Below are 14185 nucleotides of genomic sequence, written 5' to 3'. Positions count from 1 at the left end.
GGAACTTCGAATCATTTGGATGAACATGTTCTAGTAATCATAAGGATCAATCTTCAGGCACTCCCCTTTCCTTCTTTTGCAAAAAAAATGGTATATTATTCTTTGACATCAATGGTTTAAGACAAGGAGTGATGAAGTATTCGTAAAAGTTGGATCATTTCAGCAATGGTTGGATTATTGCTTATTTGTTTAAGTGTGATTGCCTTAAATTATTTCAAGAGCGATAAAACTGAAAAAGGGGAAAATGCGGAAGCCAAGGAATCCAAAATTCCTGAGGTTGATGAATATGGCGGGATCCATCTTGAAAAAGTCGGGGATAAGGTTCGCCAAAAAAATTGGGGAACCTTCAGATTACTAGAAACGAAGTCTATTAATGAGGCTTTTGAATTGGCACCGATGGTCATCACAGTCAAGGATATCCGCAGGATTCAATTATCTTCACTCACAGATGAAGCAAAAGAGGAACTCAAGTCCTATACGGGATTGAGTTTTGAAAAGGCCTATTCGATATATTATAAAGAGAATTTATCCATGGAGGAAATCGATCAACGGGCGGCGTTGTCTAAAACGAATATCGATGAACAGGTTTCTTATCTAGAGATAGCTTAATCTGTTGAAAATAAAGATTCGAAGGAACTTCAGTTCTTCAGCATGGAAAATGTTACTTTCAATGATGATCTTACATATGATGTGCCTTCTAAAAATTTCATCCATTCCGGGGATACTTTTATGGGGACAAAAAAAGTAAGTCGATTAGATTACCAATCAGGAGAATTAAGAAAAGGCACAATTGGTTTATTGGTTGATCCAGAGGCAAAATTAGATCGGCTCGATTCCTTTTCATTCACTACCGATGATATAGCGGATGGTGAGTCTCATGAATTATTGGTGGATGGGACTTCATTTGAAATTCCCCTAAAAGGAAAGTAGATTTATCGTCTATAAATCCTAAATAAGGGGAACCTCGAATAAAGGTTTCCCTTATTTAGGGTTTCATCTGAGCTCCCTTACGATAACTGCTATGCTTATCTGCCCCCGGCAGTAGGGCTCTGTGCTTCCTCCATTAAAATTCTGCGCAATATTTTCCCGACAGCTGATTTTGGCAATTGCTCCCTGAACTCAAAACTTCGCGGCACTTTATATCTGGCCAGTCGCTGCACGCAAAACTCCCTGATTTCCTGCTCCGTGACTGACTTGCCATTCTTTAAAACTATGGCCGCTCTTACCGTTTCCCCACGATATGAATCCGGTACTCCATATACACATGTCTCTTTCACGGCTGGATGCTGATAAATAATATCTTCGACTTCGATTGGATATACATTATAACCGCTTGCAATGATCATATCTTTCTTCCTGCCTACGATATAGAAATATCCCTCTTCATCCATCGTCGCGATATCCCCAGTGTAAAGCCATCCATCCCGCAAAGCTGTTGCGGTTTCCTCTGGATTTTCCCAATATCCCTTCATTACTTGCGGACCTTTAATGATCAGTTCGCCTCTTTCTCCTGCTTGCAATTCATCAACGCCTGTTTTCAAATCGACAATTTTAGCATCGGTATTTGGATATGGAATTCCGATACTTCCTTGTTTTTGCTGTCCTATGACTGGATTACGGTGTGTAGTGGGGGAAGTTTCCGACATCCCGAATCCTTCTAATATTGTAACCCGTAATTTTTTTTCGAACTGTTGAATGATTTCTATCGGGAGCGGCGCAGAACCACAGCTGCAGTACTTAAAGCAGCATAAATCGTCCGCCGTCAAATCCGGGTGATTCAATAAAGCAATATACATGGTCGGGACACCAGGAAAAATGGTTGGCCGATGTGTTCGAATCAAATCTACCACCTTATCTATTTCAAATTTCTCTAATGTGATATAAGTTGATCCGGCATATATGGCACTATTCAATCGTCCATTACCAAAGACATGGAATAATGGGGTCAATCCAAGCATCCGTTCGCCAGGACTTTGGAGTTGAAGGGCATGAGCCGTGAAAGCAAAATCTTGAAATACATTCGAGATCAAATTAAAATGCGTGAGCATGACCCCTTTTGATTTCCCTGTAGTTCCCCCTGTATATTGAAGAACAGCCACAACTTCCTTTGGGTCGATGTCCAGAACAGGAAGTTCCTTATCTTTCCTTGATATACCCGTTCCAGTTTCCATTAATTGCTCGGCAGATATGAACGTTAACCTTTCAGAAAAACTTGTTAGCGCTAATATTTCCCGTTGTACCTCCCGCCCAATGAACCAATTGGCTCCGGAATCCCGTAATATATAGTCCAATTCAATCGACTTATACAGTGGGTTCACTTGAACGACCATACCTCCCAAACGATGGGTGGCATAATAGGCAATGATATATTCTAGACAATTTGGCAGCATGATTGCTATACGATCGTCTTTTTGAAATCCACGGTTGTCTAAATTCACAGCAAAACGATCTGCGGCATCCTTTAATTCCATATATGTCATCTCCCGATCCCCATCTATTACGGCCTTGCAGGTTGGGTAAAGTCGGGCCGAACGTTCAAGGAGTCCATATAAGGACAATACTGGAATGTCAATTTCTGCTGGGGTTTCTTTCGGATAAAATCGATGCCAAGTTCTAGTCAAATTTTTCACACCTCATTTTTTACTATTAAAATGGAGCATAGTCACTTGTCAGCCAATTTGATTATCCTTGCCTCATTTATCGCGAATGATTTTAAAAATTCCTGTGCCCTTAGCAATGATGTTGCCTTCAGCATCTTTTATTTCGCCTTCAGTAAAGGCAATTTTGTATCCTTTTTGCAGGACTTTTGCTTCCGCAAACAGTTCCCCGCTTGATATGCTGGCTAAATAATGTACTGTTAAACTTGTCGTCACGACTTTAGATTTGGTAACGGAACGAGTCACCATTCCTAGGATGGTATCCAGCATAGTGGCATGAATGCCCCCGTGCAGTGTTCCATTGACATTAAGTAAATGTTCTTCAATGTTTAGCTTTATCGTTACATTTCCTTCTTCAAACCGAATGATTTCAAACCCAATATGCGAAAAGAATGCACTACTTTCGAATTGATTCCGTATATCCTCCACTTCAACAGGCAATCTTCCTCCCCCTCACTTATGCGCGATTCAAATTATATACGGAAAGGAGCAGAAACGTATGGGGTTTCCGCTCCTTTAACGTTGGACTATATCGTTTCAATCATGATTGCCATTCCCTGGCCGCCGCCTACACAAAGTGTAGCAACTCCATATTTTTCTTTTCTGCGAATCAGTTCATGTATTAGCGTTGTCACGATCCTTGCGCCCGTCGATCCGACTGGGTGTCCAAGTGCAATGGCGCCTCCGTTTACATTCACCTTGTTTTCATCTAACGATAAATCCCTGATTACTGCCAATGCTTGTGAAGCGAACGCTTCATTTAATTCGAAAAGTCCAATTTCTTCAACTTTTTTCCCGGTGCGCTCCATAAGTTTTCCAACGGCTGGTACTGGACCAATTCCCATCACTTCAGGAGAAACTCCGGCAGTCGCCCAATCGACGATCTTTGCGATTGGCTGTACTTGCAACCGTTCCGCTTCACTGGCCTTCATTAACACCAATGCAGCTGCCCCGTCATTACGGCCACAAGCATTCCCTGCAGTGACGGTTCCGTTTTCCCTGAATACCGGTTTTAAGCTCGCAAGCTTTTCCATTGTGGTATCGGGGCGTGGATATTCATCCGTTTCAATGATAACCGTACTCTTCCTGTCAGATACCTGGACAGGAACGATTTCATCTTTGAACCTTCCTTCTTCCATAGCTTGCGCCGCTCTTCGTTGACTTTCCACTGAAAAGGCATCCTGTTCTTCCCTGGAAATGTTGTATCGCTGTGCGACATTTTCAGCGGTGATTCCCATCCCCAAACTTTTCCCATAAATTTCTTGAGGCTGCTGCCCAGCTTCAGTATTGGAATCAACTAGTTGGGTCCTGTCTCCCCCAAAACGGGCACTTCTTAGATAAAGCGGTGCCCGGCTCATGCTTTCCGTACCCCCGGCAACGACTATATTTGCTTGACCTGAGCTTATCTGCTGTGCTGCTGAGGTGATGGCTTGCATTCCAGATGCACATAACCGGTTTACCGTAAAAGCCGGTACAGAATCGGGAATCCCTGATCGCAATGCTGCCACCCTCGCGACATTCGAGGATTCGGTCGTTTGCCTTACCTCCCCGAAAATGACTTCATCCACTTGTTCCGCTGCAATATTTGCCCGCTTGATCGCTTCTTTAATGGCAATGCTAGCCAAATGACCGGAACTAATCTCTTTAAATGCTCCACCGTACCTACCAATTGGTGTTCGTACAGCACTCACGATCACGATATCTTCTCCCATTTCGTTCCTCCCCCTTGAAACTCCAGATACTTGGGCAAAAGACTACCTGCCCGAGCAAAACAGTAAACATTCAGCACTCTTCCAAGACATTTCTTGCAATGATTAAACGTTGGATTTCATTCGTTCCTTCATAGATCTTCGTTATGCGGGCATCCCGATAAAAACGTTCTACTGGATATTCAGCCATATATCCCATCCCGCCATGAATTTGTACCGCTTTATCCGCCACCCGATTAAAGACGTCAGAAGCGAACAGTTTGGCCATTGAAGCTTCCTTGATCACTTTTTTTCCTTCATCAATCTTTTGTGCCGCCATCATCGTCAATGCTCTTGCGGCTTCCGTTTCGGTTGCCATATCAGCAAGCATCCATTGAATCGCTTGGTTGTCGGCGATCGGTTTACCGAATTGGATGCGCTCTTTGGCATATTTGGCTGATAATTCAATTAATTTCCCGCTTGAACCCACTGCTCTTGCAGCCAATCCTACTCGCCCTTCACCTAAAATTTTAAGTGCAGAAATATATCCCATTCCAACTTCGCCGATTACATTTTCTTCAGGTATGATACAATCTTCAAAAATGACCTGTGAGGTATATGATCCTCTTAATCCCATTTTTTTGTCCTTTTTGCCGACAGTCAAACCAGGAAAGTCTCTTTCCACTAAAAAAGCGGTAATCCCTCCCTTTGCCCCTTTATCTTTATCCGTTAAAGCAAATACGGTATAAACATCAGCTATCGGCCCATTCGTGATGAAATGTTTCGTCCCGTTCATCACCCAGTAATCACCCTTCTTTTCTGCACTCGTTGCCAAATTGGTTGCATCCGATCCCGCTTCGGGTTCAGATAAAGCAAAGGCGCCAATTTTCGTGCCTGCTGCCATTTCAGGCAAGTATTTATTTTTCAAATGCTCGGATGCCAGCTTAACCAGACCTGTACTGCCAATCCCGGTGTGAGCGCTTATTAATGAAACGAAACCATTATGGGTCCTTCCTAACTGCTCTAAAACGGTAGCCTTTCCCACCGCATTTAAGCCAATTCCACCGTATTGTTCGGGAATGCTTATCCCGAATAAGCCAAGGTCTTTCGCTTTTTCCACCAAATGCTCTGGGATGGCATCTTCTTCTTCAATTTGTATGGCGAAGGGCTCCACTTCCCTTTCAACAAAATTACGGATCATTTCCTTCATTTGCTGCATTTCCTTGGTTAAAGTGATTGTCATGAGTTTATTCCTCCTTAGTTCTGTTCATGTATAGTAGCCATCGACAAGTAGGGCATTTAGGTCTGAATGCTGTGCTAAATTGATTGTTTTTTTGTAAACACACATATAAAATCAGCCTTCACGTTCAATTATCGTAGCAATTCCCTGTCCGCCTCCAATGCATGCTGTAATAAGGGCGAACCTTCCGGCAGAACGCTTCAATTCATGAACCGCTTTAGTAATGAGGATGGCACCCGTCGCACCTAGTGGGTGTCCATGTGCAATGGCTCCCCCGTTCACATTCACTTTTGCTAGATTCATATCAAGCTCCCGATTACAAGCAATGACTTGAGCGGCGAATGCTTCATTAAACTCAATGATGTCCATTTCATTTAAGGAAAGTCCTGATTTCTCCATTACCTTTCTTATAGCGGGAACAGGTCCTATTCCCATATAATTTGGATCTACCCCTGCAACTGCCTGTGCCCTGATCGTCGCTAAAGGCTTAATCCCCAATTCAACCGCTTTTTCCCTCGACATGATGACCAATGCTGATGCGGCATCATTCAATCCCGAACTATTGCCTGCAGTCACGGACCCGCCTTCTAGAAATGCAGGCGATAATTTGGCTAGCCCTTCTTTCGTTATTTGCGGTCGAGGATGTTCATCCAATTTAAATTCGATATCGTCACCTTTTCTGACGGGAATGTGAATAGGCACAATTTGTTCATTGAACCGGCCCTCTTCCACGGCTCTGACCATATTTATTTGGCTTTGTAGAGCAAAGGCATCTTGTTCTTCCCTGCTGACCTCATATTTTCCCGCTAAGTTTTCAGCCGTGATTCCCATCGGGGGATCGCCAATCTCTTTAGGGGACAACCTGGACTTTCTGAACTGCGGCGGCTTAGCACTATATGGTTTTTCCGGTCGGTCCATCAAGTATGGCGCCCTGCTCATGCTCTCGACCCCACCGGCGATATAGACATCGCCTTCGCCAGCCCTGATCGCTTGTGCAGCCAAGTTGACAGCATTTATTCCCGAGCCGCATTGTCGGTCGACAGTCAGACCCGGAAGATGAATCGAGAGGCCCGTTTCCAGTGCAGTTAACCTGGCAATGTTTCCACCCCCGCTTAACACATTCCCCATGATTACATCATCTACCATACGAGGTTCTACATTCGCTCGTTTCAAGGCTTCTTTCATCACTTCTGCTCCAAATACGTGGGCAGGAACAGATGCAAGTGCACCTCCCTGTTTTCCAATTGCTGTTCGAACTGCAGAAACTATGACGGCTTCTCTATTCATGTCCAATCCGCTCCTTTTCCTTTTATTCACGCCATTATTTGATGGCATGACTTCATTTCACCAGTTTCATTGAATGTAAGCAGGTTCGGCCTGCTTATGAAGACTTAAGGTCAAAGTTATCCGAACTTTTATTTTTAAGTTTCCCGGCCGGTTTAACGAATATCGCAAACAGGATGCCAAAAGCCAGGACAAGGATGGCCATGAACAATATCGATAGGTTATAGCCCAATAGTTGATTTCCTCCAGCAAAACTTATGATATAGCCAGTTAATAGAGGTGCAATAATGCCCGCTAGATTTCCTGATGATGTTAAGATGCTTGTCATCAATCCCCCCCGCTCCTGCATTTCATTGATCATGATCGTTGGTCCAATTGGTAAAATGGCGTATGTAAGACCCTTTGCTAAACACATGGCGACTATCACCCAGATTGGATTTTGAAATATCATGATTGAGGAAAAGAACAATGCACCAAGAATCATGGCGCCCGCAACGACGAATACCCTTGATGATCGCCAATTCTGATTCTTCTTGAATAAATAATCGGACGCCATCGAAACACCCATATAAATACATACGGAAACGACTCCGATTATCGCAACGCTGGTTCCCATTTGACCTGGAGTCATTTTTACGGCTTCCACTAAATAAATCGGGAGCCAAACGGAAAACCAAACAACTAAAATATACGTTGAAAAATAAGCGAGCGTAGTAAACAAAGCAGTTGGCGAGGCCAGTAGCAACAAAAAGTCTTTCACTTTTATTTTTTCCAGTTTTTGCTTCTTTTTCTTTTGGACGTTTTCGTATACTTCAACTGGGTTTTCCTTTGTTAAAAATTGAAAGAGGAAGAACCAAACAAGGCTTGCTGCACCAAGGGCGGCAAAAGCAACCTTCCAGCCGAATATCGTAATTAAGGATACGAGGATCGGTGCCACGATCATCGCGCCAACGGTCCCTCCTCCAACAACCACCGAATTGGCAAAACCTTTCAGCTTCGGCGGAAACCACTTATCGGCATGACTGTAAGCAATTGGGCTATAAGGCCCTTCGAATGCGCCAAGTAAAATCCTGTATAGAATTAATAACGGAAGAGCGGTGATGGCTAAAACGCCGAATTGCAAAACGGTCCATGTCAGCATGATGAACCCCAGCACTTTTTTAGCCCCCAGCCGATCAGCCCATGCTGCCCCAAAAATCCCTGTTACTGGGTAAAGCCAATAATAACTGCTTCCAACAAGCCCCCACTCTGCATAGGTCAGATTGAATTCCTTCATGATGGGAACAGCTGCGAGGCCCACGATCGATTTATCTGCAAAATTGATGACGGCTCCAAAGAATAATAGAATGAGAACAACCCAACGCATATGAATCCCTCCTCTTCTTTATTTTTGTTTACAATGGCATACCAACCAACGTAAGGTTCAACTTAGATGGTTGAAATCACGCTCCCCCACTTTCAACCCTTTTCTAATTCCTCCTTAACTAACAATCTTTTTAATAGTTTACCCACTGTATTACGCGGAAGTTCTTTTCTTAATTCAAATACTTTTGGTACTTTATAAGGCGTCAATTGGGAATAGCAATATCCTTCTATTTCTTCAAGATCCACGGAAGCGCTTTCTTTAGGTACGATGAATGCTTTCACTATTTCTCCTTTTTCTTTATGTGGGATGCCGACCACAGCTGCCTCTTTAATGGCCGGATGTTCATACAGAACCCCTTCTACCTCCTGCGGGTAAATATTGAATCCGCCGACGATGATCATTTCTTTTTTCCTGCCGACGATATAGAAATATCCTTCGTCATCCATCACAGCAAGATCGCCAGTATATAGCCAATCATTCTGTAAGGCCTTTTTGGTTTCGGCTTCGTTATTCCAATAACCCTTCATGATTTGCGGGCCTTTTATGAGCAACTCCCCGACGCATGTGTTAGGCACTTCATTATTTTCATCGTCAATGATCATACAGTCCGTGCCTGGAAAAGGGATGCCAATGCTTCCTATTTTCCTTTTTCCGAAAGGCGGATTACGATGAGTGGAAGGTGAAGCCTCAGACAAACCGAAACCCTCTCCGATTTTGGCACCGGTCAGCCCCTCAAATCGCTTTATTACTTCAACCGGCAGGGGCGCCGATCCACAAGAACAACTTTTTAAACAATTCAGTCCATAGTTTTCAATTCCTGGATGATTGACGAAAGCGTTATACATCTTTGGAACTCCTGGAAAGAAAGTCGGACGGTACTTTTTTATTTTTGCAAGTACATCTTCAAGTTCAAATTTAGGAAATAAGAGGATGGCAGCTCCAATATAGATACCTAGATTCATTGCGCTCGTCATGGCATAAACATGGTAAAGAGGCGTAGCTGCCAAAACGATTTCTTCGCCAGGTTTCAGGGAATCACCATACATTTCAAAGCTCTGCACGACATTGGAGGTTAAATTATGGTGAGTAAGCATGACACCCTTCATCTTCCCAGTGGTGCCGCCAGTATATTGGATGACTGCCGTATCTTCATGCGGGATTATCACTACGGGCTTCTTAATCGCATCCCCTGTTTCAATCATCGTTTTAAGGGAATAGGAGCCATTTTGATCATTTTCCGTATCAATGCATACATCAAATTCATATATCGCCTTCGTTTCTTCGATTGTATTTGCGGCCGTTTGGTCAAATACAATATTCTTGGTATCCGAGTCTATTAATATTTGCAATAGTTCCCGCGGTTTATACATGGGATTAATTTGTACAACCAACAGACCCAGTGCCTGGGCAGCATAATAACTGATTATGAAATAAGGGTGGTTGGCCATCATCAGTCCAATCCGTTCACCTTTAACAAAGCCCATTTCTCTCCATTTACCTGCAAGTTTGTCTACCTGCATTTTTAGATTCTTATAATCCATGGACTGGTCTTCATAAATGATGGCTGTATGGTGTGGAAACTTACTCGCTGTTATATCAAGCAGTGAATAGACGGATATATCCGGTAGCTTCATAGATTTCATTCTTTCAACATACCATTGCTCCCATGGTTTATTTATTGTTTTTCGCACCATTTATCCCTCCGCACATAAACGAATTTCATATCGTGCATGTTTGATTTATAACTATTATTATGCAACTAGCATGCCAAGACCCAATTTAATGTAAAATCGCTTATTATTAACTTCAGTCAATTCATTAATGAATTTTATTCACAAATAATGCCTTTCTATAGGGGATTCATCGAAATGCCCATAATTCATTTTTGAATTTAAACAAACTCAGATCTTTACTAACGATATTGAAAAGTTGACTTTTACCATATTATAGATTATACCTACTCACAAATCGTGTTATAGACTTTTCGAATTTTATTGACCTACGGTTATAAAAAAAATCTATAGCTCCCTTTCCATTCCTGGATTTTTAGATTTTGCGCGTTCGTAGACTTTTTTGCCACCGCTGAATCCAAGAAATCATCAAAGCCACACAACTGGTTCAATCGATCGGACCATCCTGTAAAGACCTAGATATCACGTTCTTTAAGAACATTATCCAACATGGCCTGAAGTTGTCGTCCTTCATTTTGATCTTTGCTACTCATTCTTATGTATCCAAATTTACGGACATCCATTTTTTTACTCCTTCATCTACTTTTCTCTCTCTTATTCTATCAAAAGCGTTCGTAAATGTTTTTCTAACTTTTACGAACGGGTGTAACAATGCTATACAGACCATTTCGGAAATTTTTTAGCTTTAAACGGCGCTCAACCATTTTTGTGAAATACAACATTTTCTTTTTTGGATATTATTAAAATAATAAATCTGCTGATTTTGTTAATTTCAGCCCCTTCATCCTATCAGCCTGTCACCCTTTTATCATACCAAGAGGTTTTTGCTCGAATTTCCAAATGAAATTCTTGACAATGTAAGCGCTTTCTTTTATGATGATAATAGGTTGGATGGCATGCGTGGCCGTCATAGTATCTGGCGTAGGTGGGGCCAATACCCGGAACAGTACATAAAAAGAATAGCTTCTTCCGAATAGGAAACAGTGATTCATCAATCATATTATTCAAATACAAAAAAAACTCTGTATTCGATCAAATTCAGGGTTTCCCTAGCTTAAAAGCTCCCCTTAAGATCCCTTATGTTTTTATTACAAATATGTATGTTAGTTTTATTGTAGAATGAGGAGGTACTTTATGAAGATCAAAAAAAGTTCCCTTTACGATGAATTACCGTTAGAATTATTGGCAGGATTTTATTATGAAATAAATAAGAACATTGAAAATGGAATCTTGTCTGGTGCTATGCAGCATGAAATTAGATTAATTGAACAAACAGCATTAAAAAGGAGTATCTCACTTGAATACCTACATGACAAGGGTGCTTGTATAATTGAAGCCGAGAAACTACTAAGAGAAACTACCCTGCAACCCTAAATTGTAGAATAAGAAGTCCAATGATGTTTTCTAGTCTACCCTAGGTAAAGAATAAATTCCTTCTAATTAACCCTCTTGGCTACCAAAGGGTTGTTTTGGGTGGCATTCACCAAAAGAGATCTTCGCCTTAAAAATTCCTAGTCATTTTAATCTGTCCTTTAAAAGGCCTACAACTATAAAAGAAATGCTATTTTTAAATCATCAGCATTAAATTCCCCGTGCTATTGGAACTTATGAAGGAAAACTTCTTGTATATCGTTAAGTATTCCCAATCCTACAAATTATCAAAAGTATTTTCAATGGCTGATTCCAATTCTTCTTTTCCTTCTCCTATATAACGTTTGGTCATGTTCAAATCTTTATGCCCCATCAATTTTGAAACGGTTTGAAGGTCTATCCCCTTATCGATTAATGTTTGGCAAAACGTATTCCGCAGCCTATGGGGAGTCGTATTATATTTAGTCAACATATATTGCACGGACCTTGGCGTTATGCGTTGATTCACACTGGATATGAAGATGGCTTCCGTTTCCATATTTAAAAATTCCTTGTATGCCTTGATCTTTTCACTAGCAGTCATGGAGAGTGGAATCTTCCTGTCTATATCACCTTTTGAATCCCGAATGAGGATATATTGCCTTTCTCCCTCTTTTTGAATGTCACTATGGTTCAAATCACAAAGTTCGGACACCCTGATACCCGTATGAATCATTGTGTAGACAATAGCAATATTCCTGAAATGCCCAGAGGCCTCGATTTCTTTTAGGAGAGCAGCTTGCTCAAGCATGTTCAGGGCTTTTGGCGGATCTTCTTTCTTTTCCTTTGCTTTACGATCGATGTTGAGGACGATTTCGGGTTTATCAAGGAACCTGGAAAACATGGTAATGGCTGAATAATGTTTTTCAATCGTTCCTCCACTCTTGTTTGACTGTTCCATATCGTCTAAATAGGTTTGGACGTGGAATTTTTCAATCTCTTCCGCCTCATCTTTAAACCATTGAAGAAACTGGGAGATGACTCCCACATAGGTTTTAATCGTACCATCGGATTTATTTTGACCCATTAACCATTTCGCAAAAGAATGAAGAATTTGTTTATTGTCCAGGATTTCTTCTTTACTGGTCATTCGAGAAGCCCCCTACCAAAATCATGCTATTAATAAGCCTTTCCAACGAATTGTGGAATTTATACAAAAAAACCTTAGGATAATCCTAAGGTTTAGATACGTAGATAGGATTTGAACCTGTTTATACGGGTTTATGAATCCTAATTGATGTGATAAACATTGCTTGGCGGCGTCCTACTCTCACAGGGGGAAACCCCCAACTACCATCGGCGCTGAAGAGCTTAACTGCCGTGTTCGGAATGGGAACGGGTGTGACCTCTTCGCTATCGCCACCAAACATAAAAGGAACGTTGTTCCTTCAAAACTAGATAATAAGAAGGTATTTCATTTTTTTAAAAGCGTTGGTTAAGTCCTCGATCTATTAGTATCAGTCAGCTCCACATGTCACCATGCTTCCACCTCTGACCTATCAACCTGATCATCTTTCAGGGATCTTACTAGCTTGCGCCATGGGAAATCTCATCTTGAGGGGGGCTTCATGCTTAGATGCTTTCAGCACTTATCCCGTCCGCACGTAGCTACCCAGCTATGCCTTTGGCAAGACAACTGGTACACCAGCGGTGCGTCCATCCCGGTCCTCTCGTACTAAGGACAGCTCCTCTCAAATTTCCTGCGCCCGCGACGGATAGGGACCGAACTGTCTCACGACGTTCTGAACCCAGCTCGCGTACCGCTTTAATGGGCGAACAGCCCAACCCTTGGGACCGACTACAGCCCCAGGATGCGATGAGCCGACATCGAGGTGCCAAACCTCCCCGTCGATGTGGACTCTTGGGGGAGATAAGCCTGTTATCCCCGGGGTAGCTTTTATCCGTTGAGCGATGGCCCTTCCATGCGGAACCACCGGATCACTAAGCCCGACTTTCGTCCCTGCTCGACTTGTAGGTCTCGCAGTCAAGCTCCCTTGTGCCTTTACACTCTACGAATGATTTCCAACCATTCTGAGGGAACCTTTGGGCGCCTCCGTTACTCTTTAGGAGGCGACCGCCCCAGTCAAACTGCCCACCTGACACTGTCTCCCACCCCGATAAGGGGCGCGGGTTAGAATTTCAATACAGCCAGGGTAGTATCCCACCAACGCCTCCACCGAAGCTGGCGCTCCGGCTTCTCAGGCTCCTACCTATCCTGTACAAGCTGTACCAAAATTCAATATCAGGCTGCAGTAAAGCTCCACGGGGTCTTTCCGTCCTGTCGCGGGTAACCTGCATCTTCACAGGTACTATAATTTCACCGAGTCTCTCGTTGAGACAGTGCCCAGATCGTTACACCTTTCGTGCGGGTCGGAACTTACCCGACAAGGAATTTCGCTACCTTAGGACCGTTATAGTTACGGCCGCCGTTTACTGGGGCTTCGGTTCAAAGCTTCGCTTGCGCTAACCTCTCCCCTTAACCTTCCAGCACCGGGCAGGTGTCAGCCCCTATACTTCGCCTTGCGGCTTCGCAGAGACCTGTGTTTTTGCTAAACAGTCGCCTGGGCCTATTCACTGCGGCTTTTCTGGGCTATTCACCCTAAAAAGCACCCCTTCTCCCGAAGTTACGGGGTCATTTTGCCGAGTTCCTTAACGAGAGTTCTCTCGCACACCTTAGGATTCTCTCCTCGCCTACCTGTGTCGGTTTGCGGTACGGGCACCTTACATCTCACTAGAGGCTTTTCTTGGCAGCGTGGAATCAGGAACTTCGGTACTATATTTCCCTCGCCATCACAGCTCCGCCTTAATGGAAACGGGATTTGCCTCGTTTCCGGCCTAACTGCTTGGAC

Annotated in this window: 11 protein-coding genes, 2 rRNA genes and 1 pseudogene (1 of these 14 cut by a window edge); 3 read left to right on the top strand and 11 right to left on the bottom strand. The window is 43.0% G+C overall.

Annotated elements, in window-relative coordinates; all coding sequences use genetic code 11:
- Positions 1–165 precede the first annotated feature (165 nt).
- Both NYE65_RS22515 and NYE65_RS22510 read left to right on the top strand, forming a co-directional pair.
- Positions 166–609, top strand: coding sequence for a hypothetical protein (locus NYE65_RS22515; RefSeq protein WP_340861735.1), 444 nt, complete (start codon positions 166–168; stop codon positions 607–609).
- 120 nt (positions 610–729) lie between these two features.
- On the top strand, positions 730–930 hold the full coding sequence (locus tag NYE65_RS22510; RefSeq protein ID WP_340861734.1) for a hypothetical protein: 201 nt from the start codon (positions 730–732) through the stop codon (positions 928–930).
- Between the two features lie 95 nt (positions 931–1025).
- On the opposite strand, the gene NYE65_RS22505 is transcribed toward NYE65_RS22510, so the two are convergent.
- The 8 genes and pseudogenes from NYE65_RS22505 to NYE65_RS22470 form a co-directional block, all read right to left on the bottom strand.
- The gene (locus NYE65_RS22505) at positions 1026–2630 is read right to left on the bottom strand and encodes a long-chain-fatty-acid--CoA ligase (protein ID WP_340861733.1); all 1605 of its coding nucleotides are present in this window, start codon (positions 2628–2630) and stop codon (positions 1026–1028) included.
- Positions 2631–2693: 63 nt separating this feature from the next.
- Entirely contained in the window at positions 2694–3098 is a 405-nt protein-coding gene (locus NYE65_RS22500) for a PaaI family thioesterase (protein ID WP_063576637.1), read from the bottom strand.
- A gap of 86 nt (positions 3099–3184) precedes the next feature.
- Complete coding sequence (locus tag NYE65_RS22495; RefSeq protein ID WP_340861732.1) at positions 3185–4369, bottom strand: thiolase family protein; 1185 nt, start codon at positions 4367–4369, stop codon at positions 3185–3187.
- A gap of 70 nt (positions 4370–4439) precedes the next feature.
- Positions 4440–5588 carry an acyl-CoA dehydrogenase family protein gene (locus NYE65_RS22490; protein WP_328177888.1) on the bottom strand — a complete coding sequence of 383 codons (1149 nt, stop codon included), beginning with the start codon at positions 5586–5588 and terminating at the stop codon, positions 4440–4442.
- 111 nt (positions 5589–5699) lie between these two features.
- On the bottom strand, positions 5700–6872 hold the full coding sequence (locus tag NYE65_RS22485; protein ID WP_340861731.1) for a thiolase family protein: 1173 nt from the start codon (positions 6870–6872) through the stop codon (positions 5700–5702).
- A gap of 94 nt (positions 6873–6966) precedes the next feature.
- On the bottom strand, positions 6967–8235 hold the full coding sequence (locus NYE65_RS22480; protein ID WP_340861730.1) for an MFS transporter: 1269 nt from the start codon (positions 8233–8235) through the stop codon (positions 6967–6969).
- A 92-nt stretch (positions 8236–8327) separates the two neighbouring features.
- Positions 8328–9926 carry a long-chain-fatty-acid--CoA ligase gene (locus NYE65_RS22475; protein ID WP_340861729.1) on the bottom strand — a complete coding sequence of 533 codons (1599 nt, stop codon included), beginning with the start codon at positions 9924–9926 and terminating at the stop codon, positions 8328–8330.
- A 458-nt stretch (positions 9927–10384) separates the two neighbouring features.
- Positions 10385–10489 (bottom strand): annotated as a pseudogene (locus tag NYE65_RS22470) (recombinase family protein); the annotation flags it as partial.
- A gap of 571 nt (positions 10490–11060) precedes the next feature.
- On the opposite strand from NYE65_RS22470, the gene NYE65_RS22465 reads away from it, so the two are divergent.
- The gene (locus NYE65_RS22465; protein WP_096338764.1) at positions 11061–11300 is read left to right on the top strand and encodes a hypothetical protein; all 240 of its coding nucleotides are present in this window, start codon (positions 11061–11063) and stop codon (positions 11298–11300) included.
- A 274-nt stretch (positions 11301–11574) separates the two neighbouring features.
- On the opposite strand, the gene NYE65_RS22460 is transcribed toward NYE65_RS22465, so the two are convergent.
- From NYE65_RS22460 to NYE65_RS22450, 3 genes are all read right to left on the bottom strand, one after another.
- Positions 11575–12426 carry a tyrosine-type recombinase/integrase gene (locus NYE65_RS22460; protein ID WP_057277192.1) on the bottom strand — a complete coding sequence of 284 codons (852 nt, stop codon included), beginning with the start codon at positions 12424–12426 and terminating at the stop codon, positions 11575–11577.
- A gap of 161 nt (positions 12427–12587) precedes the next feature.
- Positions 12588–12703: ribosomal RNA gene (gene rrf, locus NYE65_RS22455) — 5S ribosomal RNA — on the bottom strand.
- A gap of 64 nt (positions 12704–12767) precedes the next feature.
- Positions 12768–14185: ribosomal RNA gene (locus NYE65_RS22450) — 23S ribosomal RNA — on the bottom strand (it continues 1515 nt past the right edge of the window).

Source organism: Peribacillus sp. FSL R5-0717, from assembly GCF_038002945.1.
GTDB lineage: Bacteria > Bacillota > Bacilli > Bacillales > DSM-1321 > Peribacillus > Peribacillus frigoritolerans.
The sequence above is the reverse complement of the archived record's forward strand: the minus strand, read 5'-3'. Positions and strand labels throughout refer to the sequence as shown.

What these genes read in the sequence shown, in the direction of transcription:
- NYE65_RS22515 (WP_340861735.1), top strand. Translation starts at nt 166, where the DNA reads ATGGTTGGATTATTGCTTATTTGTTTAAGTGTGATTGCCTTAAATTAT.
- NYE65_RS22510 (WP_340861734.1), top strand. Translation starts at nt 730, where the DNA reads ATGGGGACAAAAAAAGTAAGTCGATTAGATTACCAATCAGGAGAATTA.
- NYE65_RS22480 (WP_340861730.1), bottom strand. Translation starts at nt 8,235, where the DNA reads ATGCGTTGGGTTGTTCTCATTCTATTATTCTTTGGAGCCGTCATCAAT.
- NYE65_RS22490 (WP_328177888.1), bottom strand. Translation starts at nt 5,588, where the DNA reads ATGACAATCACTTTAACCAAGGAAATGCAGCAAATGAAGGAAATGATC.
- NYE65_RS22460 (WP_057277192.1), bottom strand. Translation starts at nt 12,426, where the DNA reads ATGACCAGTAAAGAAGAAATCCTGGACAATAAACAAATTCTTCATTCT.
- NYE65_RS22495 (WP_340861732.1), bottom strand. Translation starts at nt 4,369, where the DNA reads ATGGGAGAAGATATCGTGATCGTGAGTGCTGTACGAACACCAATTGGT.
- NYE65_RS22465 (WP_096338764.1), top strand. Translation starts at nt 11,061, where the DNA reads ATGAAGATCAAAAAAAGTTCCCTTTACGATGAATTACCGTTAGAATTA.
- NYE65_RS22485 (WP_340861731.1), bottom strand. Translation starts at nt 6,872, where the DNA reads ATGAATAGAGAAGCCGTCATAGTTTCTGCAGTTCGAACAGCAATTGGA.